Here is a 24,437-nt window from a genome sequence, read left to right on the forward strand (position 1 = left end):
AAAACCCAGAGGTGTACTTTTGTAAAATTAAAACTCAAAAAAATTATGAAAAAGGTATTTTTATTCCTGGTTGCAATTTCAATCAGTGTTGCGTCTTTCGCACAAACAAAGTGGACGGTAGATCCGATGCACTCATTTATAAATTTCTCAGTGAAACACATGGGAATCTCATTTGTAGATGGATCATTTAAAAAGTTTGATGGCGCAGTTACTGCAGCTAAAGAGGATTTAACTGATGCAAAAATCAGCTTTTCAGTTGATGTAAACAGTATTTCTACAAGTGTTGAACCTCGCGATAAGCACTTAAAATCTGATGATTTTTTTAATGCTGAAACTTTTCCATACATGACTTTCGAAAGCACTTCATTTAAAAAATTGAAAGGAAATAACTATGAATTGAGTGGAAAATTGACAATTCGTGATGTAACGAAAGATGTTAAGTTCAATGTAGTATTCGGCGGAACAGCTAAAGATCAGCAAGGAAATACCAAAGCAGGTTTCTCAGCTAACACAACCATTAATCGTTTAGATTATAATATCAAATATGATCCAACAGGAATGGGTGTAGGTAAAGACGTTAAAATAGCCTTAAACCTGGAATTTGTTCAGGCAAAATAATTGATTTTACAGGCCGTCTGGATAAGACGGCCTGTATTAATTTCTACTCATTATGACTAACTTATCTCAATTCAAAACATTCACAAGCGGGTTGCCAATTCAGGAAAACCTTATGCCTGTTCTATTTGTGGGGCACGGATCTCCAATGAATGGGATTGAGGGTAATGAGTTTAGCAACAAATGGGCCTCTATGGCTCAAAATATGCCAGTTCCAACAGCAGTACTGGTGGTTTCTGCACATTGGTTTACCAAAGGCACGCACATTACTGCCATGGATTTCCCTAAAACTATACATGATTTTGGCGGGTTTCCACAGGCACTTTTTGATGTAGTTTATCCCGCACCCGGAAATCCGGAACTTGCTGCTGAAACGGCAGGACTTATACAACATACGCAAGTTGGCCTGGATCATGACTGGGGGCTTGACCATGGTGCATGGACTGTTGTAAGACACATGTACCCAGAKGCAAATATCCCTGTATTGCAATTGAGCATCGACTATACCAAGGATGCGCGCTATCATTATGAGCTGGCCAGGGAATTGCAACTTTTAAGAAAGAAGGGGGTTTTAATTCTTGGGAGCGGAAATATGGTTCACAATCTTAGGATGATGAGCTGGGAAATGATAAATGGCGGAGGCTATGACTGGGCTTTACAAATGAACGATAAGTTTAAAAGCCTGATTCTAAACAATGAGCACAATCCCTTGATGAACTATCAATCGCTTGGTAAAGAGGCTATGCTGGCCATCCCTACTCCGGAGCATTATCTGCCCTTAATGTATACCCTTGGTCTGAAAAATGATAATGAGGAAGTTTCGTTATTTAACGATAAGGCAGTCGGCGGTTCATTAACCATGACTTCTGTTAAGGTAGGCTAATCACATTAGTTTTTTCAGCCACTTTAATACCCAGTCTTTGCCATAATAAGGAGGATAAATCATCCCGGTCATATCTAACTTAGATTGGAAAACAACAGCTCTTTCGTGGCTGAACGACTTGAAGCCGAATTCTCCATKGCAACTTCCCATGCCGCTTCCGTTTACCCCCCCAAAAGGCAATTTCGGGTTTGAGATATGAATTAATACATCATTAACACAGGTGCCACCTGCACTGGTATTTGCTATAATACGGTGGATGTTCTCTTTGCTATCGCTAAATATATATAGGGCCAGCGGTTTGCTTTTTTTGTTGATGCGGTCAATTACTTCATCTAAACTTTTATAAGTAATGATTGGCAATAGAGGGCCAAAAATTTCTTCGTTCATGATATTTGAATCATCGCTGATTCGCGTAAGAACCGTAGGGCTAATGGTGTTATTTCCCTGGTCTGTTTCGCCTCCAAACGCCACATTGGCGCCTTTATTTGTTGCATCAGCAATCAGTCCTGTTAATCTTTTAAAATGCCTGTCGTTTATAATTTTAGCATAAACGGAGTGATCGATGGTATTGTTCCCGTTGCAGAACATTTTGTTTACGGATTCCTTATAATGCCCAATAAATTCAGCTTGTTTTTCTTCCGGAATAAAAACATAATCAGGTGCAATACAAGTTTGTCCGGCATTCATCAATTTCCCCCAGGCAATCTTTTCTGCTGCACTCTTTAAGTTGGCGGTACCATCAATTACAGTAGGAGATTTCCCTCCTAATTCCAATGTTACAGAAGTGAGGTTTTTTGCAGCGGCTTCCATCACCACCTTTCCAATGGCGGTGCTTCCTGTAAAGAAAATATGATCGAATGGCAGTTCAAGCAAAGCTGTTGATACCGAGGCATCGCCCTCAAAGCAGCAGATTTCCTGCTCTTCAAAACATTCGGCAATAATCCGTGCAATAACTGAGCTGGTTGCCGGGCTGAGCTCTGATGGTTTTAATATAGCGCAGTTCCCTGCTGCAATGGCAGAGATTAAGGGGGCCATCAGCAATTGAAAAGGATAGTTCCACGGCGAAATGATCAAACAAACGCCTTTTGGTTCATAATAAAGCCTATTTTTTGCAAAAAGGTTGGTTATTGTTTTGCCAATGTATTTAGGCCTCATCCAATTTTTGACGTTCTTAATCGCAAAATCAATTTCAGCATAAGTAAAAATCAGTTCGGTAACGGCAGCTTCAAACTGGCTTTTGCGAAGATCCTGCTGTAAAGCAACATATACCTCAGCCTCATGCTTTTCTATACCGCGCTTTAATGCCTTTAATTTATTAATTCTTTGTGCGGCATTACTGGTCCTAAGCGTATATTTATGCGCTTGCTGGGCATTAAAAACAGAGTTGATCGTTTGCGTCATGTTAGCTTGCCAAACCGGCCTAAAATTGTTAAAATAGGTTAAATTAATTGTCCTTAATTACTATTGTATTGAAAATAGATTGATTTAAGGGATATTGCACATGTAAAATAAATATACAAAATGAAAAGGGGATTTTTTACTGTACTAGCCACTATATTATTTCTCCAGTTGGGGAATGCCCAGACCGTTAAAACAGGGGTTTTGGTTATTGGTAATGGCAGGGGTGCATTGGCAGCAAGCATTCAATCAAGTGTTTCTGGTGCTAAAACAGTTTTATTATTACCGGGAGAAGATTTTGAAGCCACACTCGCCTCAGGGAATTTATCTTCTGGGATAGAAGCCAGCCTGATTAAGAGGCAAAAGCCCCAAGATAAAGCCGAAATCAACTCCGCGATAAAATCATGGACAGACACACTTAAAAACCTGACAATAATAAAAAATGCGAACTGGATAAAATTAAAAAGATCTGGAAGCGGCTGGAGTGCGCAGCTAAGTGACGGCAGAACAATAAAGGCTATTGCCATGGTTAATGCGGATAAAACAGGAAAGGTTAATGCTGCTATTCCTTTGCAAAATGTAAATAAGTCGTGGCATTCCCTTACTTATAATAACAATCTTTACAGAACAAGTATTGCCTCTGGTGAACATACAGGAAATACGTCCTCAAATCAGCTATTTCTAAGCGATCTGCTTATTCCTGAACAGGATAATCTTGTGCTGCTAAATTCAGGAATTGAAAGCATCGCCGCAGGACAGGCTGCCGGAGCTGTGGCTGCTTATGCTGCTTTTTTCAAAACTAAAACCTCTCAGGCTCCGTTAAAGGAGATTCAGGGCGAGCTAATGAAGTACCAGTTGTCCCTAATGCCATTTTCAGATATTAAACCAACTGATACCAATTGGAAATCTATTCAGTTTCTGGGTCTTTCGGGATTTTTAAAAGCAGATATAGTTAACGGAGTGGCTAATTTTGAACCGGAGCGGACGGTATCAACCGCAGAAATAAAAGAACCTGTTAAGGAGTATTATTATAAGGCACAGATCTGGTTTGATGAACATAAGGAGCCCGAAATGACTATCGGCGCAACACTAAACCTTGTTTGTTATGTGGGAGGGAAATCGCCAAAGAATACCGAAGACGAGATTAAGAAGAACTGGAAAACTGTATATAAGTTTAAAACGGAATACGATCCTGCGCGAAATATTACAAGAAGAGAGTTTGCCGTTCTGGTAAACGAATATCTAAAACCATTTGCTGTTAATACTGATAAAGCAGGAAGAATAATGAGGTAAAACACAAATAGATAAAAACTAATTTGTTTTTCTGTGTTATAGTTTGTGTCTATGTGCCTATCAAGATTAAGTATCTGTTATATCTTGAATATGGTTGTTTTTGAGTACAGATAGGCTTACCTTTGCACCATCAAAAACAACAATAAAACACAAAATATAATTATGGCTATAGTAGGAAAAAAATTCCCAAGTGTTAGTATCGATGCGATGTCAGAAATGGGTGACGATTTAAAGATCAATGTATTTGAAGAAGCAGTAAGCAAAGGGAAAAAAGTTTTATTATTCTGGTATCCAAAGGATTTTACTTTTGTTTGTCCAACAGAATTGCACGCTTTTCAAGCAGCTTTACCTGACTTTGAAAAAAGAAATACAATTGTAATTGGTGCATCATGCGATACAAACGAAGTGCACTTTGCATGGTTAAACACTCCAAAAGATAATGGTGGTATTGAAGGCGTTACTTATCCAATTTTAGCAGATACTCATAGACAATTGTCTAACATTTTAGGTATTGTTGAGCAAGAGGTTGAATATGATGAAGAAGGAAACGAAATCTTCTCTGGATCAAACGTTACATTCAGAGCAACTTACCTAATTGACGAAACCGGCAAAGTTTTCCATGAAAGCGTTAACGATATGCCAGTAGGTAGAAATGTTAAAGAATATTTACGTTTAATTGATGCTTACGCTCACGTTCAGAAACATGGCGAAGTTTGCCCTGCAAACTGGGAAGAAGGAAAAGAAGCAATGAATGCAAACAGAACTGGCGTTGCTGAATATTTAAGCGCTAACTAATCAATTAAAAATTATGTTTTTAGAATTAACAGAAGATAATCTTCAACAATATGTTGCTGAAAACAAGAAAGTAATGGTTCAGTATGCTGCATCGTGGTGCGGGAATTGCCGAATCATGAAGCCTAAGTTTAAGAAACTAGCTGCTGAAAACGAAGATGTTGCTTTCTTAATTGTGGATGCCGAAAAACTTCCGGCTTCACGTAAACTGGCAACGGTTGACAATTTACCAACTTTTGCAGCCTTTGAAGGCGGCGTTTTGGTAGATCAGGTTCAAACGAACAAAGCAGAAGTATTAAGCGAATTATTTAATAAAATAAAATAATGAAAATTCCGGTTATAAGACAGCTATTCCAAAATACTACTCCAGAAAATCTTGAGGCAACTTTATCAGTTTTAGAAGCTTTTTGTGAATTCAGAGGGGTAAGTGAGGAAGAAATTGATGTAGCAGGAGAGATGATCACCAATATCTGCGGAGCGCTTGAAGTTCATGAGAACGTAAAAGCAGGAGCAGTTGAAAAAGATGCATTAAATGCATTTGGTCAAAAAGTAATGGGATCAATTGACAGGCATTAATTTAGCAACATAATAAAAAGGGGGATTTCAGTGTGAGATCCCCCTTTTTATTGCTTAAACTTTTTTAGCACACTCGTCATTCCGCCCGTCATCTCCTTTGGTTAATCAAAGGAGATGACGGGACCATCTTATGCCAGGTTACGTCCGGCATTTACAATGCCATATACCGTTCTGATGGCAAGCTTCTCATATGATTGTTTTTCTTCCTCTGTAATTTCGTTCTGTAGCTGTTCTAAAGCGTAATGCTGGATAAGCACCAAAGGCAGTACGATCTTCTCTCTAACGGCAATAGAGCGCTTTTCTACAGGATAATTCTCCATTAGTGTCTCATGACCCGCCAACTTTAAAAGCATCTCTTTAGAAAGCGTAAATTCATCAAAAAGAATCTTCCAGAAAGCACCGTATTCCTTGTCGTTTATAAAATGAGCCGTAACAGCAAAGTCAGACTTGCTCATAGACATCATACAGTTGTCTATGATGGTTTTAAAGTAGCCGGATTCCTGATAGGTTTTAACAACCTTATCCCAGTTTCCTGCTTTTTCCTGGCTTTTTAATGCCGTACCCATACCATAAAATCCTGGAATATTCTGTTTAAGCTGGCTCCATGCAGTAACAAAGCTTATCGCTCTCAGGTCTTCCAGTTTTAATGCGCCACCAGAATTTCTTTTTACCGGCCTGCTGCTGATGGTAATTTTAGACAACAAAGTAAGTGGCGAGAATTTCTCCAGGTAACTTAAAAACAATGGATGCTTACGCAGGGCTACAAATGATTCATAACTTTCCTGCGCCATTATATCCAAAAGATTTTTATGAACAGGATCTAATAAAATATTATGTCTCTCCTTAATACCCGCAGAAATACCTGCGTTTATTAATTGTTCAATGTTGAATTCGGCACTGTCTATAGACCCATACTGAGAACTGATTGTTTGTCCCTGAATGGTAAGCTGGATGTTTTTATTAGCTATCTCTTTACCCATAGAGGCATAGAAACGGTGCGTTTTACCTCCACCTCTTGAAGGCGGACCACCGCGACCGTCAAAAAATGCAAGTTGAATATTGTGTTTGTTTGCCGTTTCTGTTAAAGCAACCTTGGCGTTAAAAATGGACCAGTTTGCCATTAAATAACCACCATCTTTTGTGCTGTCAGAGAAGCCCAGCATAATGTCTTGTTTATTCCCTCTTTTCTTTAAATGTTTTTTGTAAAACGGATGAGAATACAAGGTTTCCATAATTGTAGCCGCATCAGCAAGGTCATGAACTGTTTCAAATAGCGGAACAAAATCAATAGAAAGATCATCTTCTTCCCATCCATTCCATAAGAAAAGCTCTATGAGTTGCAAAATATCGCTCGCTTGCTGGCAATTACTGATAATGAATCGGTGGCAGGCAAGTTCTCCATTGCTTTGCTGTATTTGTTTCACTTCAGTAATGGTTTGAAGCGTATCCTGAACCAATGAATCGGCCTTATCGCTATGCGATACTCTGGCACTTTTAAAGGAAAGGGTCTTGATTTTTTCTTCTTCCGATAAGCTGTCGTAGTTCTCAGGGAACATAGAATTGATCGGTTTACTTTGTCGGCAATAGGCATGCACGTCTCTTAATACCCTGCTGTCCTGTCTGATATCAAGTGAGGCAAAGTGACTGCCATAAAGCTCAACCTTACGGATCAGGTCAGAAACGATATCGGCAAACAGGCCGTCGTGGCTATCTATCAGTGTGTTTTTAATTTTATTCAGGTGTTCGATCAGAAAGTCTGAAATGTTTTCCATTTCAATATTCGGATCAAATGCATTTTTGTATAATACATCGTGAACTATCGCGATAGGCTCATCCACACCTCTAAAGGTGATGCGTCTCTTTAGGTTTCTAAAATCGCGGTAATAGCATCTGAACAAGATCTGGCGAAGCATTTTTGATACCTGCACGGTAGATTCGGTATGTACATTAGGGTTACCGTCTCTATCGCCACCCGGCCAAAAACCTAATTCTATAATCTTTTTAGAGTCAAGGCTGTAATCGTTCAGGCTTTTGTCTATTTCCGATTGGATATTTGCTGCAGCAAAATAAAACACATTTTCGAGGTACCATGCTAAACTTAGCGCTTCATCAACCGGGGTTGGTGATTTTTTATTGAAAAATGGCGTTTTACCTAATTGCTGAAGCAAAAGGTGGATGCTGGTGATGTCGTTAATTTTAATGGCTGCGGTAAGGTCTGTGATGATAGACAATACGCTTCCGGGATAAAATTGAGTTGGGTGTGCGGTTAAAACAAGTCTTAAAGAGAATTCCTCAATCAGTTTTTCTATTTTCTGATTTAAAGAGCTGTCATCAATTCCTTTTTTTAGATAAGAAAGCAATGCATTATGCTCATCAGAAGCATTAAGTTTGTTAAAAGATGCATCTTCAACAGCATCAAATAACACCACCTGGCGCTCAATATATTGGATAAATCTGAACAGAAGATCAATCACGTCCTTAGCTCCGTTATTTTGCGTATACTTCTTGAAAAAAGCATTAATAATTTCTGCCGGAGTTTCATGGTTATTTACACCATCTTCACAGTATTTTATAAATAATGGCAACAGTGTGCCGGTATCTTTAATCTTGTAAAAAGGAAGGGTAAGGAAAAGGCTGTTATAGAGTTCAAATCTGGATACTACTTCGTTGTTAAATACTGATTCTCTCTGACCTTTTGCGCGTTGTTTCTGCATCATATTTAAAGGGTATTTTTTCGCGCTTAAGCTACCAAAAATGATTCAAAAAAAAGACCCCAAAGTGCTATTAATTTAATTTTGATTTTTTTGCAAAAAAAACTAACTTAGTACCATAGAGGTTAAACAAATCCTTTTAAACTTATGTGCTGATTTGAGGGCGGAAACGCAATAAATGAAGCAATTTAATTGTTAATTTTTTGGGGTAAAACAGCCGTTAAGATTTTCTTAACGGCTGTTTTGTTTAGTGTAAGTCTGCCGGAACTTCAACATTCTTTTTGAACTTTTGAAGATACAGCAGCGGAATTGAACATAAAAGGATCAGTCCCGCCACCCAATATGCATCACTATAAGTGAGCAGTAATGACTGTTTTGTAACCACACCTTCAACGGCCTTTGCGGCCAAAGCTTTTGCGTCTAAATAGTTATATCCCTTGGCCATAAAATTCTTTATAAAGCCATTAAAACGATCGGTAAATGCAGGGTTATATTCATTAATGTTTACGAGTAAATTGCTGCGGTGAAAACCCTGACGAACATGTATCAAAGTAGTTAATGCAGCGATACCAAATGAACCGCCAAGTTGTCTCATCATGTTGTTCAAACCAGAGCCTTGTCCAATCTCGGCACCTTTCAGATCCTGAATGGCCAAAGTGGTTAACGGTACAAACAATAATGCCATACCAACACCCCTTATCATTAAAGGAAGAAAGAAATCATTGGTACCTGATTGCAGGGTAGATTTACTCAGCATAGAACAAAATACGAAGAAGAGGAACATCCCGATGGTTGCCATAAACTGAGCCGGAATGCCTTTTTTAAGGAAAATCCCAATAAATGGCATCATCACGATGGTACATAAACCACCAGGGAACAACAATTCGCCCGTTTGGAGAGGCGAGAAGCCCAGTAAATTCTGGCAAAATACAGGGAACACGAAAACGGACCCATAAAGCCCGAAGCCCAGGATAAACGAGGTAAACATACCCACTGAAAAGCTCCTGTGGCGCATAATCTTAAAGTTCACAATAGGGTGGTCGGTGCTCAGCTCCCTCCAAATGAACAGCAGTAAGCCAAGGACAGATGTAACTGCAAGTGCTGTGATATAAGGGGTGGCAAACCAGTCTTCACTTTCGCCTTTTTCCAATACGGTCTGTAAACTTCCAACTGCAACGGCAAGTAATGCAATACCCCACCAATCTACAGGCATACCCTTTCCATCCTTAGGTGTCTCTCGAACAAACATATAGGTACAATAGGCCGCCAGGATGCCGACGGGAATATTTACATAAAAAATTAACGGCCATGAACTGATCTCTAACAAATAACCACCAATTGTTGGCCCTACAGTAGGCCCTACAACGGCGCCCAATCCAAACAAGGCTGTGGCAATACCAACATCTTCTCGTGGCCAGGTCTCAATTAATATGGCCTGAGCAGTTGAAATTAAGCCTCCTCCGGCTAGCCCCTGTAATATACGGAACAGGATCAGCTCTTCGAGGTTGGTTGCATTTCCGCAAAGAAATGATGCAACGGTAAAAAGTATAATAGAGAACAGGAAATAGTTTTTACGGCCAAAACGACTACCCAGCCATCCCGACATAGGCAATACGATTACGTTAGCTACAGCGTAGCCGGTAGATAGCCAGGCAACATCCTCTAGGGTGGCGCCCAGGTTACCTTGTATTTGGGGTATAGCAACGTTTACAATAGTGGTATCAATCAGCTCCAGTAAGGAAGCTGTGATCACTGTAAAGGTTATTATCCACTTTTTTAAACCTTTCTCGGCCATTTTTAGTCTTTTATAGAAACAGAAACCTTAACACTCATACCAGGGCGTAATTTTGCCATGATCTCTTTAGGTGCTTTAGTGATTTTTATTTTTACGGGCACACGTTGTACTACTTTTACAAAGTTACCTGTAGCATTGTCGGGAGGTAACAAAGAGCCTTTTGCACCGGTAATAGGCGCAAAATTGTAAACCTCTCCCTGTACATCGGCATCCGGATAAGCGTCAACCTCTACCTTAACTTTTAACCCGGGATTGATTTCTTCAAGCTGGGTTTCTTTAAAGTTTGCAGTAACATAAATACTGTTTTCATTTACAACAGAAAACAAAGACTGACCGGCCTGTACCAGCTGCCCTTTTTGAACATTCTTTTTAGAAACAATTCCTGTTGCCGGTGCTTTAATGTCGGTATATGATAGCTGCAATTTAGCAAAATCAACTTCCGACTGATGCTGGCTAACTCCAGTATTGCTTACTGCTAACTGCGACTGAGTAGTACCAACCTGCTTAACTGCGGCAGTATATTGGTCGTTAGCGGCAGTAAATGCAGCTTGGGCCGATTCTTTTTGCGCCTTAGCCTGGTCAAATTGCTGCTGGGTAATAGAGCCATCTTTAATCAGGTTTGCATAACGATCGTAATCCTTTTGGGCTAATGATAATTTAACTCTTGCCTCTTCAATATTAGCCCTTGCAGTACTTGTATTTGCTGCAGTGGCCGCAATTTGTGATTCAGAAACACCCACGCCAGCACTGGCACCTTTTTGTCCGGCCATGGCCTGCTCAAGCTTTACTTTGTAATCGCTATCATCAAGCTTAACCAAGATATCGCCTTCTTTTACAGCGGTGTTTTCTTCAAATTTAATTTCCTTTACATAGCCTCCAACACGTGCAACTACCGGGCTAATGTCTCCATCAATCTGTGCGTCATCCGTATCAACGTGTTTGCTGTAGTAAATATACTCTTTGGTGCCAAATATGGCTCCAATTACAATTAATACCCCTAATATGATTGGTATAACTTTGTTTTTCTTTTTCTTTTCAGTTGTCATTGCTGTAATTTGTTATGGTAGTTATTGGGCGATTTTTCCTGTTGATTTTAATAGCGTATAGTAGGCCAGTCCGGCATCTGCTTTAGCTAATTCTAAATTGATTTTGGCTTGGTAAAGCAACGTTTCTGCATCAATGCGGTCGATGGCTGAGGCAACATTGTTTTTGTATTTCGAAGCCAGTAAGTTGTCGTTTTCAGTAGCCTGTGCAATAGAAGTTTCAAGCACTTTTATTTTATTTAAAGCCAGTTGATAATCCTGATAATTTTTGTTGATCTCCGTTTTCACCTGATCTGATAAAATATCTTTTTGGATACCTACATTTTTCTGTTGAATGCGAGCTTCGGTTACTTTGTTTTTATTGGTCCATAAGCTTCCGATATTCCATGAAATATTGGCTCCAAGCGTCATTGGTACAATGTACTGATTGGTTGGAGGGATAAATTTCCCGCTTGGGTTAATGTAGTACAAGTTTGCGCCAACACCAACTGTAGGTATTGTATTTGCCTGAATGGATTTGATGTTCATATCTGCAACCTTATTCTGCAAATCGGCCTGTTTTAGTTCCTGACGGTTGGATAAGGCCAAATCGATGTATGATGTTAATGGCGAAACCGGTTTTAAAGCATTATCCGGATCAGCAATTTCTATCTCCGTGTTTTCATCCAGCCCTAATAAAATATCCAGGTTGTAGTTAATTACTTTCCTGTTGTTTTCGATCTCCATTTCGGTTAGCGAAACATTGGCTTGTTGTAATTGAAACCTTAAAACATCGTTTTTAGTTACTATTCCCTGCTCAAAAAAGCGCTGCGATTGCTTTAATTGTCCGGCAATAGATTCCAGATTCTGGGCAACTACTTTTTTGCTTTGCAATACTTTAAACAACGAATAGTAAGTGTTTATTACTGCGTAGCTAACTTCTTCTTTGTTTTTATCGGCATCTAAACGGGCAACATCGGTAAGCAATTTTGTTGATGCTTCTGCATACCTTAATTTACCCCCTCCGTATACTAATTGTTCCACCGCGGCAGTTCCTATAAATGCATCTGCTCTGTTGGGTAAATTAATTGGATCTGCGCCACCAATGCTTAATTTATTAGTGGGGATCTCGGCATGGTTGTATAAAAAGGAAGCACTGGCTGTAGGCAGTGCGTTGTCTTTAACTGATGCGAGTTTAGAAACAGCTTCATCAATTTTACTTTGTGATAGTTTTAAATTCTTGCTGTTACTTATGCCTAACTCAATTGCTTCCTGTAGGCTTAGCTTTTTTATGTTTTGGGCATATAGCATTCCAGGGAGCAGAAAAGCCACAAGGCTTAATTTAATTGTGTTGCGTATCATTGTTGGGGTGTTAGATAAATAGTGATGAGATCCTTTAAATGGGTAATTAAACGATCTGTGATGATTTTTCGGTCTTCTTTGTTGTTGATGTCGAGCGTAGTTCCTGATGTTATTTTAGAAGGGGAGATGGCTACATAACTTATGGTTCCCATTACAGTAGCGATAAGCATTTTTACATCCACTTTTTTGAAGCTTCCATCTTCAATTCCATCTTCAATAATGTGCTGGATAACCAACAGATTTTCGGCCATTGCATTTTTGATGGTGATGAACATTTCTGGTCTTTGAGATAAAGACAACTCTCTATGCATCATTTTATGAAAAGTGTGATTGCAAAGTATGCGTGTGGCATAGCCATCAACTACTTTTAACAGTTTTTCCATTCCCGATAGGCGGTCTTTGCTAATGCTATTCAGTTCCTCTTTGAATCCCTGTATCCGGTTATTCATCATTTCAACGAATACGCCTTCTTTTGACCCAAAATAATAGTTAATCATAGCCATATTTGCGCCTGCCTCTTTCGCAATCTGACGGGTTGAGGCACCTTCATATCCTAATTCAGCAAACAGCTTTGAAGCTGCCTCCAGAATACTCGATCTCTTATCTGCTTTTTCCATGTAATCAAATTGTGAGGCAAAATTAATCAATCGATTGATTAATTTATATCTAATTTTATATAGAAAATGTTTGTTGACTTTGGGTTGACAAAAGTCAGCACATGTCGTCGTATCCTCCACTCTTTCCGTCATCTCGAATGCATGTGAGAGATCTCTTGGTTATGCAGGTTGAAGAGATCTCTCACATGCATTCGAGATGACGAATTGTGCGATACAAAATATAAAAGCCTGCTCAAATATGAGCAGGCTCTCTAAAAACATTCTTACCGTAATTTTAGTTGTTGTGCTGATCAAGCCATTTTTTCTCTACAACATAAGATACAATTAGCCCCAGGCCTCCAAAAATGAAGATTGATCCAAAATATACTGCTACAGCCTCTTCATCATCTATACCTGCTTGCAGCACGCAAAATAGTGCAGTTAGTATACCCAATCCTAAACCAACCATCAGTAATCCAAATTTTAAACTCAAAAAAGGAGTAGGGGCGCTTTGCCTTGATCGGGCAATTCCCGGATCTATTCCGCGCTCTATCATTGCCATTTTTTCTTTGTTAGACATGTATCTTATGCCAAAAACCATTGCTGTTGTGCAAACAAAAAGCGATATAAATACTAATTCTGGTCCCATGTTATTCTATTTTATATTTTAAATATTCTGTTGTTTTGAATCTGTGTTCTGTGTGCTATGACTACATCAAAATATTTCAGGTTACACAGATTTTAAAAAAATGTTTGTCGCTGTTATTTTATCTTTATTTAAATTTTGAGATACATTGGATGAGCTTATAAAAAAAATAAACAGCATTTATCCGCTAAAGCCCGATAGTCTTAAGCTTTTGCTTGGTGAAATGCATAAGATAGCGCTGCCAAAAAATAAGGTTTTAGTTGAAGCGGGACATATAGGCCGCTCGGCTTACTTTATCCAGAAAGGCATTGCGCGTGCTTATTGCGAAGGAAGGGATAACCAGATCACCTTTTGGTTTGGCCTTGAAGGCGATTTTGTGTTTTCCTATAACAGCTATATAAATGGACAGCCGGGCTACGAGAGCATAGAATTGTTAGAGAACAGTACTCTTTATGAAATTAAAGATGAAGCCTTACAACGCTTATTTTTGGAAAATATAGACCTTGCAAACTGGGGCAGAAAGCTGGCAGAGCTTGAGCTGATTAAGCTCGAAGAACGCTATATTTCCAGATTATTTAAATCGGCGTCAGAATGTTATGCTGAGTTGCTAAAAAACTCACCTAATTTGATCCAAAGAATCCAACTGGGATATATTGCTTCTTACCTTGGCGTTACCCAGGTTACGCTTAGCCGAATCCGTGCAGAAATAAAATAGCAAACTCATTTTTTAACATTTGTAAAAAAATGGCCTGTTAATTCGGCCTAATTTTGCAGAAAAAAAAATTATGAGCTGGATTATTTTAATAATTGCCGGATTGTTTGAGGTTGGATTTACCACCTGTTTAAAGCTATCCAATAACTTTACCAACTTTAAATGGAGTTTGGCTTTTGCTGTTTGTATTTCGTTAAGTTTTTACTTCCTAAATAAAGCCACCCAAACTTTACCAATGGGAACGGCATACGCAGTGTGGACAGGTATAGGAGCGGTAGGAACTGTAATAGTTGGAATATTGTATTTTCAGGAACCTGCCAATTTCTGGCGCATCTTTTTTATCGCAACGCTAATTGGGTCTATTCTGGGGTTAAAATTCTTTGCTGGAAGCCATTAGGTTTTGGGCTTAAGTGTGGTGCAGCAACCTTCGTCATCTCCTTTGATTAACCAAAGGAGATCACGGCCAATGTAAGCCATTAGTTTTTATCAATTGTTGTAACCTGCAGGCCTACCTCGGCGTCATAGCTGTATATGCAGCAACAGCAAACAGATCAAGACCTAATTGCAGAAGTCCTGATGGGTAATACCTCCGCTTATTCGGAATTGGTAAAACGCCATCAGCGCTTTGTATTTACGCTTGCTATACGTTTTGCTAAAAACAGGGAAGATGCAGAAGAAATTGCTCAGGATTGCTTTGTAAAGGCATACAAAGCCTTAGGTACCTTTAAGCAAACGTCTAAATTTTCTACATGGTTGTATACCATTACTTATACCACGGCTATGTCTTTTTTACGGAAAAAGCGAATTGATACACAATCAATACACGGAAATGAAAATGAACTGGAGCTGGAAGGACATAAATCTGATTTGAGTGATAACCTGGCCGAAAGGAAATCTACAAACAAATATCTTGATGAGGCAATTTCTACGCTTTCTAACGATGATATCGCGATAGTTACGTTGTTTTATAAGGGCGAACAAAGTTTAGAAGAAATTGCGGCGGCACTAAATATGCCGGCAAATACAGTTAAAGTCAGGCTGCACAGAGCAAGGGCGCGACTAAAAGAGCGGTTAGAATTTTTATTAAAAGACGAGGTAAAGGAATTATTATGGAATTAAAAGACGAAGAATTAACCAGGTTACTGAAAGGCATGGAGATGGAAGAGCCATCAATGTCTTTTACTCGTAACGTGATGGAGCAGATAAAGCTTGAAAAGCAACCTGTAGCTCTAAAGACACGGGTAGATAATCGAATTATTTATGGTATAGCTGCTATTTTTGGAGCTTTCATTGCAGGGGTTTTTATATATGCAATAGGCAATAGCACTGTTACATACGAACTGCCTAAAGTTAAAATTGACCTAACCGGGGCGGTTGACAAAACCTTGACTCCCGGTTTTTTAACTGCTTTCCTGTTTATAGATGTAGTTATTGCATTGATCTATTTCGATAGTATCCTGAGAAGAAAAAAAGGCAAGAGCCTTCAATAAAACTACTTTATTTCTATAGGGAGTTCCACAAAGGTCTTATCCCAGGCAATAATTAAATTAGCGCCCTTTTCCTGTGATTTAAAAGTAATACACAGTGACTCAACCGTGCTGGTTAGCGTTTTTACCGGAACATCAACTCTTACCAAATCTTTTTCCTGATTATAAGTAAAAGCGCCCCATTTATCAGTCTGTTTATTGATGATAAGTGTCCAGTTGTCTTTATTTGGGATGGCAAATAAGCTATAAGAACCAGCTTTTATCTTCTTGCCGGCAATAACTACGGTCTTATAGAATTTAATTTCTGTCGATTCATTTGCACCTACACGCCATACTTTGCCAAATTGCTCAAGTACACCAAAAATTTCCCGACCTTTTTTTGAAGGGCGAGAATAGACGACTTTGATTAATGGTTTAGAATCGTCCTTAGCCTTTGCAACACTTAAAGGGAAATAAGCAATATCAGCAGGGCTCGAATCAATAGCCGGGAATTTTACATCCTGCGCCATTGTGTTGCCGGCAAATATTGCAAACAGAGCAAAAAGCATTATTTTCTTCATAGGGAGAAGGTGTAGTAAAGAAAAATGTAGTTTAATATTCGCGGCCTTTAACGATTCCGTTTAAGAAAATGGCACCAAAAATAAAACCGACGATACCGCCAAGAATTGCATACCCAAAACTTCCGGAAATGATAAAGGCTGTTAAAATTCCAAAAAACATACCTAAAATGTAGTAAACCCAGTCAAAACTGTTGTTGTTTTCTTGTTCAGTCATTGTTAAAATACTTAGGCCGCAAAGATATTGATTTATTTTATCTGTGTATAATTTATCTCTAATTGTTGGGCAAAAGGCACCTTTTCTCCTAAGCAGATCCCAATCTGATACGAAGCAGATGTAAATACCCTTTATGTGCGGGAGTTTGTATCGCTTTACAGAAAGGGACTTATTTTTCATGGCTATTTACAGTAATTATTCTKATCAGGAGCTCTCAGGCTTATTGAAGTCTGGAGACCAAGTTGTGTTTACTGCTATTTATAACCGGTATTGGGAAAAAATGCAGGGGTTGCCTGGAGCCATACCAAAGATACAGAGATATAGGAGTAAAAATCTTACGATTCGTTCTGAGCATAAACTTCCGAATACGGAGGTATATTACCGCATTAAATTTCGAATCCAGATTAATTTTATCTCAATAATTGGGATGCGGAGGATAAATATTGCTGTTATAATATAAAGATCTTTCCGTCCTCTTACGGAATGTTAGTTAATAAGTGGACAGGGGTCAGGTTCCCTTGTCTATTCCGTTTTTGATTGAAAATAATTTAGGTAGTATGTTGTAGTTCGCCAGGAAGGGAACATGGCGCTAAAGAATACAACTAAGTATTTCTCCAGCTGATTACATCATATTTAGTACGTTTCTGATCTTCATCACCACCATAAATTAAGTGCTTTTTGATAAATAATCCAGTCGTTAATTCTTCAAAATAATCTAACTCTTTAAATAAAGAGGCAGAAATGGTGTGAGTTGCCTTGATTTCAAAAATGTCAAAGCCATTGTGTGTTTTTATTAATAAATCTACTTCCCTACCATTACTTGCCTGCCAGAAGTTATAATCCTGATGGAGATATTGATGATTGTTTTTCTTCTGATATTCGGCAATGATCATATTTTCGAAAAGGTTGCCCTTGAGTCTGTTTTGTTCAAAATCTTCTGGTGTTCTGATGCCTAGCAGGTAATTAAGTAAACCTGTATCATAAAAATAAAGCTTAGGACTTTTTACCAGACGTTTATTGAAATTTTGATGATAAGGCTGTAGCTGAAATGTAATATAACTGCTTTCGAGAATAGAAAKCCATGCTTTTGCGGTAGGTTGCGAAATGTCACATTCGTTAGCCAGCGCGCTAATATTTAACAGTTGCCCAGCACGAGCCGCGCACAAACCAATAAATGTACGGAAAAGGTTTAAATCGCGGATATTTAACAACTCGGTTACGTCTTTTTCTATATAGGTTTGGATGTAATTGGCGTAAAATACTACAGGATCGATTTCTCGGGTGTAAATAGCGGGATAAAATCCTTTAACCGCTGTTTGAGAATAGGAATTTTTCTGGATACCAGCGTTTTTTAATTCAGAAAAATCGAATGGTAAAAGTTTAAATAGAGCTACCCGTCCGGCTAGCGTTTGTGTGATACTGTTTAACAGGTGGAAATTTTGAGAGCCTGATAGGATAAATTGACCCATTTGTCCACTGTCGTCTACGATACCTTGTATATAAGAAAAAAGTTGGGGTACGCGTTGCACCTCGTCAAAAATAACATGCTGGTTATATAGGTTTAAAAATCCAATAGGATCATCTGTTGCGAAGGCGCGTATATCTGGATTTTCTAATGATATATAGCGATATTCAGGAAATAATTCTTTTAATAATGTAGTTTTCCCTGACTGCCTGGGACCAGTTAAAGCGATGATTGGGAATTTATTTTTTTGCAGATGTATATGTCTGGAAATCTGTCGTGTAATAAATTTTTCCATTATCAAATATACGGTAATTTTGAATTTACATGTATTTTATTTTGAATTTGCATGAGATTTATTTTGAATTTGCATGGCTTCTGTTTTGAGCCTAAATAGATGCTCTATAGAATTATTCACAAGGCAACATATTCTGTTGCCTTTTTTGTAATCAACTTTTATCAAGGCTTATTGATGATTGCCACAGTAAGCCGACTTACACAATTCATTTTGCCTTTGTCGCTATAAATCTTGATTTCCCATACATGGGTTTTTGCACCAATATGCAGGGCCTTGCAAATCCCGGTTACAAGGCCGCTTTTTACCGGGCGCAAATGATTTGCATTGATCTCTAAACCTACAGCCACATACTTTTCCGGATCAATACACATATAGGAAGCAACACTGCCAAGGGTTTCGGCCAGCACGACAGAAGCCCCGCCATGTAAAATTCCGGCAGGCTGGTGTGTGCGCTCATCAACCGGCATGGTTGCTGTTAAAAAATCTTCGCCCACTTCGGTGAACTGTATATCTAAAAAGCCTCCCATGTGATTTTTGGGCTGGTTATTTAGCTTTGCCGGTGAAAATTCTGTAAACCAGATCATAAGTACCTTTCTTTAATAATACCAACATGATGCATAATATGGCCTGCCATTACAAAAAGGATTGCTCTTACCGTGATTTGTCTTTCAGAAGCCGTTCCGCTTCTGTTAAGCTCTTTTTCTGTAAACGACTTAATTAAATAAAGATTCGACTTACGTAAATGCGCAAATTCTTCAGAAAGGCTCAATAGACTTCTATCTGAAAAATGAGCGTTTGCTACATAATCATCTTCTTCAAAGCCGGGAAGTGCATGTTGTTCTCCGCGGGCAAAGCACATTAGCCGGTATACAAATACACGCTCAGTATCAATGATATGGCCGATCAATTCTTTGATGGTCCATTTTCCGGGGGCATAGGCGTAATCTGCCTTTTCTATCAACGAGTTTATAAAATCTGGAAATTCGATGGCTTGTTTTTCCAGTAATTCAATTACATCTTCGCCTACAAGCTTAATGTATGTTTCAGCCCAGGCGGGGTACTCATGTGTTTGAGGTCGGTTCATAAGTTATACTGCTTTTTAAAACGATACGAAATGTTGTGCCTTTACCTAATTCAGATTCTTTAACGAATATTTGTCCGCTATGATAGTTCTCGATAATGCGCTTGGTTAGAGATAGCCCTAAGCCCCATCCCCGTTTTCGGGTTGTATAGCCGGGTTGGAAAACGGCATCAAATTTAGATCTTGCAATTCCTTTTCCGGTATCGGTTACATCAATAAAGACCTCTTCTTTGGTCAGATTTTCTATGATATTTATGGTAATTGTGCCTTCGTTTTCGATGGCGTTGGCTGCATTTTTAAGCAAATTTTCTATTACCCAATCAAATAATGGAACGTTCAATAATGCACGCACCTGCTCATCGCCGTTAATGGTAAAGATGATCTTGTCTGATGTGCGCAATTTAAAGTACTCTACAAAATTATAGATAACGGTGTATACCACGTGGTCTTCTACTATTGGTTTGGAGCCTATTTTTGAAAAACGGTCGGTAATTACTTCAAGGCGTTTAATGTCGTTTTCCATTTCGGCAATGAGCGGATCGTCTTCTGCATCGAATCTCGATTTTATCAGTTCAACCCAGGCCATGAGCGACGATATGGGGGTGCCCAGCTGATGTGCTGTTTCCTTAGCCATACCCACCCATACCTGATCCTGCTCTGCCTTACGAGCAGAACTGAAAGCTACATATGCTGTAAGCAGGAATAGGGCAATTACCCCCAATTGTATATAAGGGAAGTAACGAAGCTGTGTTAGGGTAGGCGAATCTTTATAGAAAATCCACCATCGGGTGCCATCCAACCCTGTAATTGGAGTAGGAGGATGCTGTTTTTTCATGGTTCTTAATTCACGTGCGAAATAGGCAGGATCGTAAGTAACGTTTGTCTTTTTTTCGAGATCGTAGTTTGTTTTAGTCGAATCCAGCCCCTGAAAACTAAGGATTTCCATCTTTGTAGAATCCGTCATGATAACCGGAAGCTTGGTATTGGTTCTGATGAGTTCTATCAAACTGGTATAGCGGTCATCATCGTACATAACCAGCGACTGCTCTGTTACTTTTACATAGAGTTGAAGCTGTAATTGCTCCTCCCGCTCCATTTTTTTAACAAAGAAGTCGCTGTAGAAAACAGATGCTGCTCCAATAATAATGGCAAAGAACAGCAAAAAGAACTTCCATCGTCGTTTTTTCTCGTAAGGATTCATAGAATATGAAAAATGCAAATTACAAAAATATATCTTTGCAGTGTTATTATGGAAAAGAAAGTAAGAGTAAGATTTGCCCCTAGTCCGACAGGAGGGCTGCATTTAGGTGGTGTACGTACCGCTTTGTTTAATTATCTGTTTGCTAAAAAACATAACGGAACGTTTGTTTTGCGTGTTGAAGACACGGATCAGACGCGTTTTGTTGAGGGAGCAGAAGAATACATCGTTTCTTGTTTGGAATGGTGTGGGATGTCGCCAGATGAGAGCCCGCAAAAAGGTGGGGAATTTGGGCCGTATCGTCAAAGTGAACGTAAAGCAACCTACAAACAGTATGCGGATCAGTTAATTGCTGATGGCTATGCTTACTATGCTTTTGATACCCCGGAAGAACTGGACGCAAAACGTAAGGAGATTCCTAATTTTACTTACGGATTAGCAACACGCGAAGGGATGCGCAATTCCCTCACACTTAGCGAAAATGAAGTAGCTGAACTTTTGGCCAATAATACCCCGCACGTTGTGCGTATTAAAATGCCTAAAGATGAACTGGTTTCTTTTACAGATCTGATTAGGGGGCATGTAAGTTTTGATACAAATTTAGTTGACGATAAAGTTTTATTAAAGGCCGATGGGATGCCTACTTATCACTTAGCCGTTGTTGCAGATGATAACGCAATGGAAATCAGTCATATTTTTAGAGGCGAGGAGTGGCTTCCGTCTGCTCCAATACATATCTTGTTGTGGCGTTACCTTGGATGGGAAGATATAATGCCTCAATGGATTCATTTGCCACTGATATTAAAACCAGATGGGAACGGAAAACTAAGTAAGCGTGATGGCGACAGATTAGGCTTCCCGGTTTATGCACAAAACTGGACTGACCCAAAAAGCGGTGATTTAACCAAAGGGTTTAAAGAACTTGGTTTTATGCCTGAAGCGTTTGTGAATTTATTGGCAATGCTTGGCTGGAATGATGGTACAGATCAGGAATTGTTTTCTTTAGCAGAATTAATTGATAAGTTCTCGGTTGAACGTATAAGCAAGGCCGGAGCAAAATTTGATTTCGAAAAAGCCAAGTGGTATAACCATGAATGGATTAAAAATGCTGATGCCCAAAAATTATTACCTACAGTAAAAGCAGCATTTGCGGATCAAGGTGTTACGGTTAAAGATGATGCTTATTTGCTGAAAGTAATTGATTTGGTTAAAGATAGATGTAATTTGTTGAGCGACTTTGTTACTCAGGCCGCTTACTTTTTTGTGGCCCCTGCTGAATATGACCTGGCTGCGGTAAAACCAAAGTGGACAGCCGAGAAGGCTGCATTTTTTGATGCGTATACTTTATTGGTAACCGATCATGCTACTGCTTTAGAGTTAGAAGAGAAATTTAAAGAATTAGCTGGCACACATCAATTTAAACCGGGGGAGCTAATGCTGCCACTTAGAATAATGCTTGTTGGTGGTAAATTCGGTCCCGGCGTATTTGATATTGCCCTTGTTTTAGGGGCAGCTGAAACTGTGCAAAGAATAAAGAATGCATTGACTGCGTTTAACTAATTATTTTGTAATTTGGTATGACAATTGTCTCGGATTCTTGTCTTATCAAATTAAAAAATAATTATATGCAGTGGTTCGGAAAAGGAAGTGGTAATATCGACGATAGAAGGGGTATGAGTGGCGGCACCATTGGTGGTGGCGTTGGTATTATCATTGTAGTTTTAGGTCTTCTCTTCGGAAAAGATTTGACAGGTCTGGTTAGCCAGTTGCCTGTAAATAATGTGACACAATCTGAGGGTAAACAAGGAGACCCGACTGATGCGGAAGGTAAGTTTGTGGATGGCGTTCTTGAGTCTACAAACCAAGTCTGGGAACAGCAATTTCAAAGCCTGGGACAGGAATACGAAAAGCCAAGAATGGTTTTGTTTACCAATATGGTACAGTCGGCCTGTGGAAATGCAAGCTCGGCGGTTGGTCCATTCTATTGTCCGGGAGATCATAAAGTATATATTGACCTGTCCTTTTATCAGGATCTAAAAGACAGATTTGGTGCCGCCGGTGATTTTGCACAAGCTTATGTAATTGCTCATGAGGTAGGCCATCACGTTCAGAATTTGTTGGGTATCTCTGATAAATTGCAAAAGGCCAGAGGGCAGGTAAGTGAGGTTGAGTACAATCGGTTGTCTGTTAAACTGGAATTACAGGCGGATTTTCTTGCGGGCTTATGGGCACATCATGCTCAAAACTTAAAAGACTTTAAATTAGAAGAGGGAGATATTGACGAAGCTTTAAATGCAGCGAATGCAATAGGTGATGATAAATTGCAGAAACAGGCTCAAGGAGAGGTTGTTCCTGATGCATTTACTCATGGTACATCTGCACAAAGAATGTATTGGTTTAAGAAGGGATTTGAGACCGGAGATATTAACCAAGGGGATACATTCAGTTCAAAACAATTATAAATAAGCTCGCAGGTTTGCAATTTTTTTGATATATATATAAGTTTAAACGCTTAATATTATCAAGAGTTGTATAACTTTAGAACAAAACTATTATACAAATTATTTTGCTAATGCTATTTAGAAGCTTATTCCCCTTTAATAATGATATTAATTGTAGATGATACGCCAGAGAACCTTATCTCTTTAAAAAGGGTTCTTGAAAGGCATAATTTTGAAGTTGATACCGCATCCTCAGGTGAAGAAGCTTTAAAAAAAGTTCTTAAGAATGAATATGTCCTGATTATTTTGGATGTGCAAATGCCCGGGATGGATGGCTTTGAAGTAGCGGAAGCTATTTCAGGGTACAGTAAGGCCAAAGAAACGGCTATAATTTTTTTATCTGCCGTAAATAAAGAACTCAAATTTATTACCAGGGGTTATTCTTCTGGCGGGCTCGATTACATTACCAAGCCCGTTGATATGGATATTTTGCTTTTAAAAGTAAAAACGTTTTACCGCATCTATGAGCAGAGCAGGAAGCTGATTGAAATTCAAAAGGCATTACTGGATGAAATAGAATATAGAAAGCAAGCCGAACGTAAAAAAGATGAATTTATCAGTATCGCCAGTCATGAATTAAAAACGCCATTAACAAGTGTTAAGGGGTACATGCAATTGCTGGGAAGAAGCGTAGAAAAGGGAGACATCCCCACAGTCAAAAAACATCTTGAGAAAGCACAAATCCAGTTAGAAAAGCTTCACGAGCTGATTGCCGATTTATTGGATATATCAAAAATCGAAAGCGGGAAACTTAAGTTTAACAAAAAAGACTTTGCAATTGATGATCTGCTGGATAGTGTAATCGACATTATTCGTCAGGCTAATCCTGAGTTTAACATCATTAGGAAAGGGAAAGTAGGCATTGAGGTTTATGCCGATGAAATGAGGATTGAACAGGTAATTATTAATTTTTTAACAAATGCGATTAAATACTCTCCTGGTACAAATGAAATTCATATTCACGTAGACGTGATTGCTGATAAGGTGTACGTGGGGGTAAGGGATTTTGGGATCGGGATTGCCCCGGACCAGCAAAAATCGGTTTTCGATAAATTTTATAGAGTGGAAGAAACCTCAATCCATTTTCAGGGTCTGGGCATTGGACTGTTCATCTCTGCCGAAATCATAAAACGGCATGGCGGGGAAGTTGGGGTTAAAAGTACACTTGGTGAGGGATCTGAGTTTTATTTCATTTTACCTGTAAATTCTGGCACTGAAACGGATTAAAAGACATT

Annotated in this window: 26 protein-coding genes; 13 read left to right on the top strand and 13 right to left on the bottom strand. The window is 39.0% G+C overall.

Features of this window, described 5'->3' with window-relative positions:
- Positions 1–45: 45 nt before the first annotated feature.
- Both AC1DDK_RS10775 and ygiD read left to right on the top strand, forming a co-directional pair.
- A complete protein-coding gene (locus AC1DDK_RS10775) occupies positions 46–618 on the top strand; it encodes a YceI family protein (RefSeq protein ID WP_172662320.1) in 573 nt (190 codons plus the stop codon).
- 52 nt (positions 619–670) lie between these two features.
- Positions 671–1,498: a 4,5-DOPA-extradiol-dioxygenase gene (gene ygiD, locus AC1DDK_RS10780; protein ID WP_477633895.1), complete on the top strand. Its 828-nt coding sequence runs from the start codon at positions 671–673 to the stop codon at positions 1,496–1,498.
- On the opposite strand, the gene AC1DDK_RS10785 is transcribed toward ygiD, so the two are convergent.
- Positions 1,499–2,899, bottom strand: coding sequence for an aldehyde dehydrogenase family protein (locus tag AC1DDK_RS10785; RefSeq protein WP_477633896.1), 1,401 nt, complete (start codon positions 2,897–2,899; stop codon positions 1,499–1,501). It lies immediately after the preceding gene.
- Positions 2,900–3,019: 120 nt separating this feature from the next.
- On the opposite strand from AC1DDK_RS10785, the gene AC1DDK_RS10790 reads away from it, so the two are divergent.
- From AC1DDK_RS10790 to AC1DDK_RS10805, 4 genes are all read left to right on the top strand, one after another.
- On the top strand, positions 3,020–4,189 hold the full coding sequence (locus tag AC1DDK_RS10790) for a hypothetical protein (RefSeq protein WP_172662317.1): 1,170 nt from the start codon (positions 3,020–3,022) through the stop codon (positions 4,187–4,189).
- A 162-nt stretch (positions 4,190–4,351) separates the two neighbouring features.
- On the top strand, positions 4,352–4,984 hold the full coding sequence (locus AC1DDK_RS10795; RefSeq protein ID WP_172662316.1) for a peroxiredoxin: 633 nt from the start codon (positions 4,352–4,354) through the stop codon (positions 4,982–4,984).
- Between the two features lie 13 nt (positions 4,985–4,997).
- Positions 4,998–5,306 carry a thioredoxin family protein gene (locus AC1DDK_RS10800; protein WP_172662315.1) on the top strand — a complete coding sequence of 103 codons (309 nt, stop codon included), beginning with the start codon at positions 4,998–5,000 and terminating at the stop codon, positions 5,304–5,306.
- Entirely contained in the window at positions 5,306–5,557 is a 252-nt protein-coding gene (locus AC1DDK_RS10805; protein ID WP_048908165.1) for a DUF6952 family protein, read from the top strand. The genes AC1DDK_RS10800 and AC1DDK_RS10805 overlap by 1 nt, the downstream gene beginning before the upstream one ends.
- Before the next feature lie 128 nt (positions 5,558–5,685).
- Here AC1DDK_RS10805 and AC1DDK_RS10810 read toward each other — a convergent pair whose 3' ends face one another.
- The 6 genes from AC1DDK_RS10810 to AC1DDK_RS10835 form a co-directional block, all read right to left on the bottom strand.
- On the bottom strand, positions 5,686–8,274 hold the full coding sequence (locus AC1DDK_RS10810; RefSeq protein ID WP_172662314.1) for a phosphoenolpyruvate carboxylase: 2,589 nt from the start codon (positions 8,272–8,274) through the stop codon (positions 5,686–5,688).
- A gap of 241 nt (positions 8,275–8,515) precedes the next feature.
- A complete protein-coding gene (locus AC1DDK_RS10815) occupies positions 8,516–10,063 on the bottom strand; it encodes a DHA2 family efflux MFS transporter permease subunit (protein ID WP_288881264.1) in 1,548 nt (515 codons plus the stop codon).
- Positions 10,064–10,065: 2 nt separating this feature from the next.
- Entirely contained in the window at positions 10,066–11,109 is a 1,044-nt protein-coding gene (locus AC1DDK_RS10820) for an HlyD family secretion protein (protein ID WP_288881261.1), read from the bottom strand.
- A 21-nt stretch (positions 11,110–11,130) separates the two neighbouring features.
- Positions 11,131–12,447 (bottom strand): TolC family protein, encoded by a 1,317-nt coding sequence (locus tag AC1DDK_RS10825; RefSeq protein WP_172662311.1) that lies wholly within the window; start codon positions 12,445–12,447, stop codon positions 11,131–11,133.
- On the bottom strand, positions 12,444–13,064 hold the full coding sequence (locus AC1DDK_RS10830) for a TetR/AcrR family transcriptional regulator (RefSeq protein ID WP_172662310.1): 621 nt from the start codon (positions 13,062–13,064) through the stop codon (positions 12,444–12,446). Before AC1DDK_RS10830 ends, AC1DDK_RS10825 begins: the two co-directional genes overlap by 4 nt.
- A 274-nt stretch (positions 13,065–13,338) precedes the next feature.
- Positions 13,339–13,692: a DUF6249 domain-containing protein gene (locus AC1DDK_RS10835; protein ID WP_172662309.1), complete on the bottom strand. Its 354-nt coding sequence runs from the start codon at positions 13,690–13,692 to the stop codon at positions 13,339–13,341.
- 145 nt (positions 13,693–13,837) lie between these two features.
- Here AC1DDK_RS10835 and AC1DDK_RS10840 point away from each other — a divergent pair, with 145 nt between their 5' ends.
- The 4 genes from AC1DDK_RS10840 to AC1DDK_RS10855 all read left to right on the top strand — a co-directional run bounded on the left by AC1DDK_RS10840 (position 13,838) and on the right by AC1DDK_RS10855 (position 15,891).
- Positions 13,838–14,404, top strand: coding sequence for a Crp/Fnr family transcriptional regulator (locus AC1DDK_RS10840; protein ID WP_288881255.1), 567 nt, complete (start codon positions 13,838–13,840; stop codon positions 14,402–14,404).
- Positions 14,405–14,474: 70 nt separating this feature from the next.
- Entirely contained in the window at positions 14,475–14,798 is a 324-nt protein-coding gene (locus AC1DDK_RS10845) for a DMT family transporter (RefSeq protein ID WP_172662307.1), read from the top strand.
- Positions 14,799–14,932: 134 nt separating this feature from the next.
- The gene (locus tag AC1DDK_RS10850; protein WP_172662306.1) at positions 14,933–15,520 is read left to right on the top strand and encodes an RNA polymerase sigma factor; all 588 of its coding nucleotides are present in this window, start codon (positions 14,933–14,935) and stop codon (positions 15,518–15,520) included.
- Positions 15,511–15,891, top strand: a complete 381-nt coding sequence (locus tag AC1DDK_RS10855; protein ID WP_288881249.1) for a hypothetical protein — start codon at positions 15,511–15,513, stop codon at positions 15,889–15,891. The genes AC1DDK_RS10850 and AC1DDK_RS10855 overlap by 10 nt, the downstream gene beginning before the upstream one ends.
- 2 nt (positions 15,892–15,893) lie before the next feature.
- On the opposite strand, the gene AC1DDK_RS10860 is transcribed toward AC1DDK_RS10855, so the two are convergent.
- The 6 genes from AC1DDK_RS10860 to AC1DDK_RS10885 form a co-directional block, all read right to left on the bottom strand.
- On the bottom strand, positions 15,894–16,448 hold the full coding sequence (locus tag AC1DDK_RS10860; RefSeq protein ID WP_337717059.1) for a DUF2911 domain-containing protein: 555 nt from the start codon (positions 16,446–16,448) through the stop codon (positions 15,894–15,896).
- Positions 16,449–16,479: 31 nt separating this feature from the next.
- The gene (locus tag AC1DDK_RS10865) at positions 16,480–16,842 is read right to left on the bottom strand and encodes a hypothetical protein (protein WP_246269685.1); all 363 of its coding nucleotides are present in this window, start codon (positions 16,840–16,842) and stop codon (positions 16,480–16,482) included.
- A gap of 422 nt (positions 16,843–17,264) precedes the next feature.
- Positions 17,265–18,422 carry an ATP-binding protein gene (locus AC1DDK_RS10870; protein WP_477633897.1) on the bottom strand — a complete coding sequence of 386 codons (1,158 nt, stop codon included), beginning with the start codon at positions 18,420–18,422 and terminating at the stop codon, positions 17,265–17,267.
- A gap of 161 nt (positions 18,423–18,583) precedes the next feature.
- Positions 18,584–19,006 carry a hotdog fold thioesterase gene (locus AC1DDK_RS10875; RefSeq protein WP_172662302.1) on the bottom strand — a complete coding sequence of 141 codons (423 nt, stop codon included), beginning with the start codon at positions 19,004–19,006 and terminating at the stop codon, positions 18,584–18,586.
- Entirely contained in the window at positions 19,003–19,506 is a 504-nt protein-coding gene (locus tag AC1DDK_RS10880; RefSeq protein WP_288884272.1) for a DinB family protein, read from the bottom strand. Before AC1DDK_RS10880 ends, AC1DDK_RS10875 begins: the two co-directional genes overlap by 4 nt.
- Complete coding sequence (locus AC1DDK_RS10885; RefSeq protein WP_172662300.1) at positions 19,484–20,704, bottom strand: sensor histidine kinase; 1,221 nt, start codon at positions 20,702–20,704, stop codon at positions 19,484–19,486. Before AC1DDK_RS10885 ends, AC1DDK_RS10880 begins: the two co-directional genes overlap by 23 nt.
- 48 nt (positions 20,705–20,752) lie before the next feature.
- Here AC1DDK_RS10885 and gltX point away from each other — a divergent pair, with 48 nt between their 5' ends.
- The 3 genes from gltX to AC1DDK_RS10900 all read left to right on the top strand — a co-directional run bounded on the left by gltX (position 20,753) and on the right by AC1DDK_RS10900 (position 24,429).
- The gene (gene gltX, locus AC1DDK_RS10890; protein ID WP_337717057.1) at positions 20,753–22,261 is read left to right on the top strand and encodes a glutamate--tRNA ligase; all 1,509 of its coding nucleotides are present in this window, start codon (positions 20,753–20,755) and stop codon (positions 22,259–22,261) included.
- A gap of 65 nt (positions 22,262–22,326) precedes the next feature.
- Entirely contained in the window at positions 22,327–23,163 is an 837-nt protein-coding gene (gene ypfJ / locus AC1DDK_RS10895) for a KPN_02809 family neutral zinc metallopeptidase (RefSeq protein ID WP_288884270.1), read from the top strand.
- A gap of 141 nt (positions 23,164–23,304) precedes the next feature.
- The gene (locus tag AC1DDK_RS10900; RefSeq protein ID WP_048908180.1) at positions 23,305–24,429 is read left to right on the top strand and encodes a hybrid sensor histidine kinase/response regulator; all 1,125 of its coding nucleotides are present in this window, start codon (positions 23,305–23,307) and stop codon (positions 24,427–24,429) included.
- The last annotated feature ends 8 nt before the right edge of the window (positions 24,430–24,437 follow it).

The organism is Pedobacter sp. 05T44, from assembly GCF_056395985.1.

Bases quoted from the DNA above. Each gene is read 5' to 3' on its own strand.
- AC1DDK_RS10795 (WP_172662316.1), top strand. From the start codon at position 4,352: ATGGCTATAGTAGGAAAAAAATTCCCAAGTGTTAGTATCGATGCGATG.
- AC1DDK_RS10825 (WP_172662311.1), bottom strand. From the start codon at position 12,447: ATGATACGCAACACAATTAAATTAAGCCTTGTGGCTTTTCTGCTCCCT.
- AC1DDK_RS10790 (WP_172662317.1), top strand. From the start codon at position 3,020: ATGAAAAGGGGATTTTTTACTGTACTAGCCACTATATTATTTCTCCAG.
- AC1DDK_RS10810 (WP_172662314.1), bottom strand. From the start codon at position 8,274: ATGATGCAGAAACAACGCGCAAAAGGTCAGAGAGAATCAGTATTTAAC.
- AC1DDK_RS10885 (WP_172662300.1), bottom strand. From the start codon at position 20,704: ATGAATCCTTACGAGAAAAAACGACGATGGAAGTTCTTTTTGCTGTTC.
- AC1DDK_RS10800 (WP_172662315.1), top strand. From the start codon at position 4,998: ATGTTTTTAGAATTAACAGAAGATAATCTTCAACAATATGTTGCTGAA.
- AC1DDK_RS10860 (WP_337717059.1), bottom strand. From the start codon at position 16,448: ATGAAGAAAATAATGCTTTTTGCTCTGTTTGCAATATTTGCCGGCAAC.
- AC1DDK_RS10815 (WP_288881264.1), bottom strand. From the start codon at position 10,063: ATGGCCGAGAAAGGTTTAAAAAAGTGGATAATAACCTTTACAGTGATC.
- AC1DDK_RS10900 (WP_048908180.1), top strand. From the start codon at position 23,305: ATGATATTAATTGTAGATGATACGCCAGAGAACCTTATCTCTTTAAAA.
- AC1DDK_RS10775 (WP_172662320.1), top strand. From the start codon at position 46: ATGAAAAAGGTATTTTTATTCCTGGTTGCAATTTCAATCAGTGTTGCG.
- AC1DDK_RS10830 (WP_172662310.1), bottom strand. From the start codon at position 13,064: ATGGAAAAAGCAGATAAGAGATCGAGTATTCTGGAGGCAGCTTCAAAG.
- gltX (WP_337717057.1), top strand. From the start codon at position 20,753: ATGGAAAAGAAAGTAAGAGTAAGATTTGCCCCTAGTCCGACAGGAGGG.
- AC1DDK_RS10875 (WP_172662302.1), bottom strand. From the start codon at position 19,006: ATGATCTGGTTTACAGAATTTTCACCGGCAAAGCTAAATAACCAGCCC.
- AC1DDK_RS10855 (WP_288881249.1), top strand. From the start codon at position 15,511: ATGGAATTAAAAGACGAAGAATTAACCAGGTTACTGAAAGGCATGGAG.
- AC1DDK_RS10865 (WP_246269685.1), bottom strand. From the start codon at position 16,842: ATGAAAAATAAGTCCCTTTCTGTAAAGCGATACAAACTCCCGCACATA.
- AC1DDK_RS10850 (WP_172662306.1), top strand. From the start codon at position 14,933: ATGCAGCAACAGCAAACAGATCAAGACCTAATTGCAGAAGTCCTGATG.
- ypfJ (WP_288884270.1), top strand. From the start codon at position 22,327: ATGCAGTGGTTCGGAAAAGGAAGTGGTAATATCGACGATAGAAGGGGT.
- AC1DDK_RS10805 (WP_048908165.1), top strand. From the start codon at position 5,306: ATGAAAATTCCGGTTATAAGACAGCTATTCCAAAATACTACTCCAGAA.
- AC1DDK_RS10880 (WP_288884272.1), bottom strand. From the start codon at position 19,506: ATGAACCGACCTCAAACACATGAGTACCCCGCCTGGGCTGAAACATAC.
- AC1DDK_RS10845 (WP_172662307.1), top strand. From the start codon at position 14,475: ATGAGCTGGATTATTTTAATAATTGCCGGATTGTTTGAGGTTGGATTT.
- AC1DDK_RS10835 (WP_172662309.1), bottom strand. From the start codon at position 13,692: ATGGGACCAGAATTAGTATTTATATCGCTTTTTGTTTGCACAACAGCA.
- AC1DDK_RS10820 (WP_288881261.1), bottom strand. From the start codon at position 11,109: ATGACAACTGAAAAGAAAAAGAAAAACAAAGTTATACCAATCATATTA.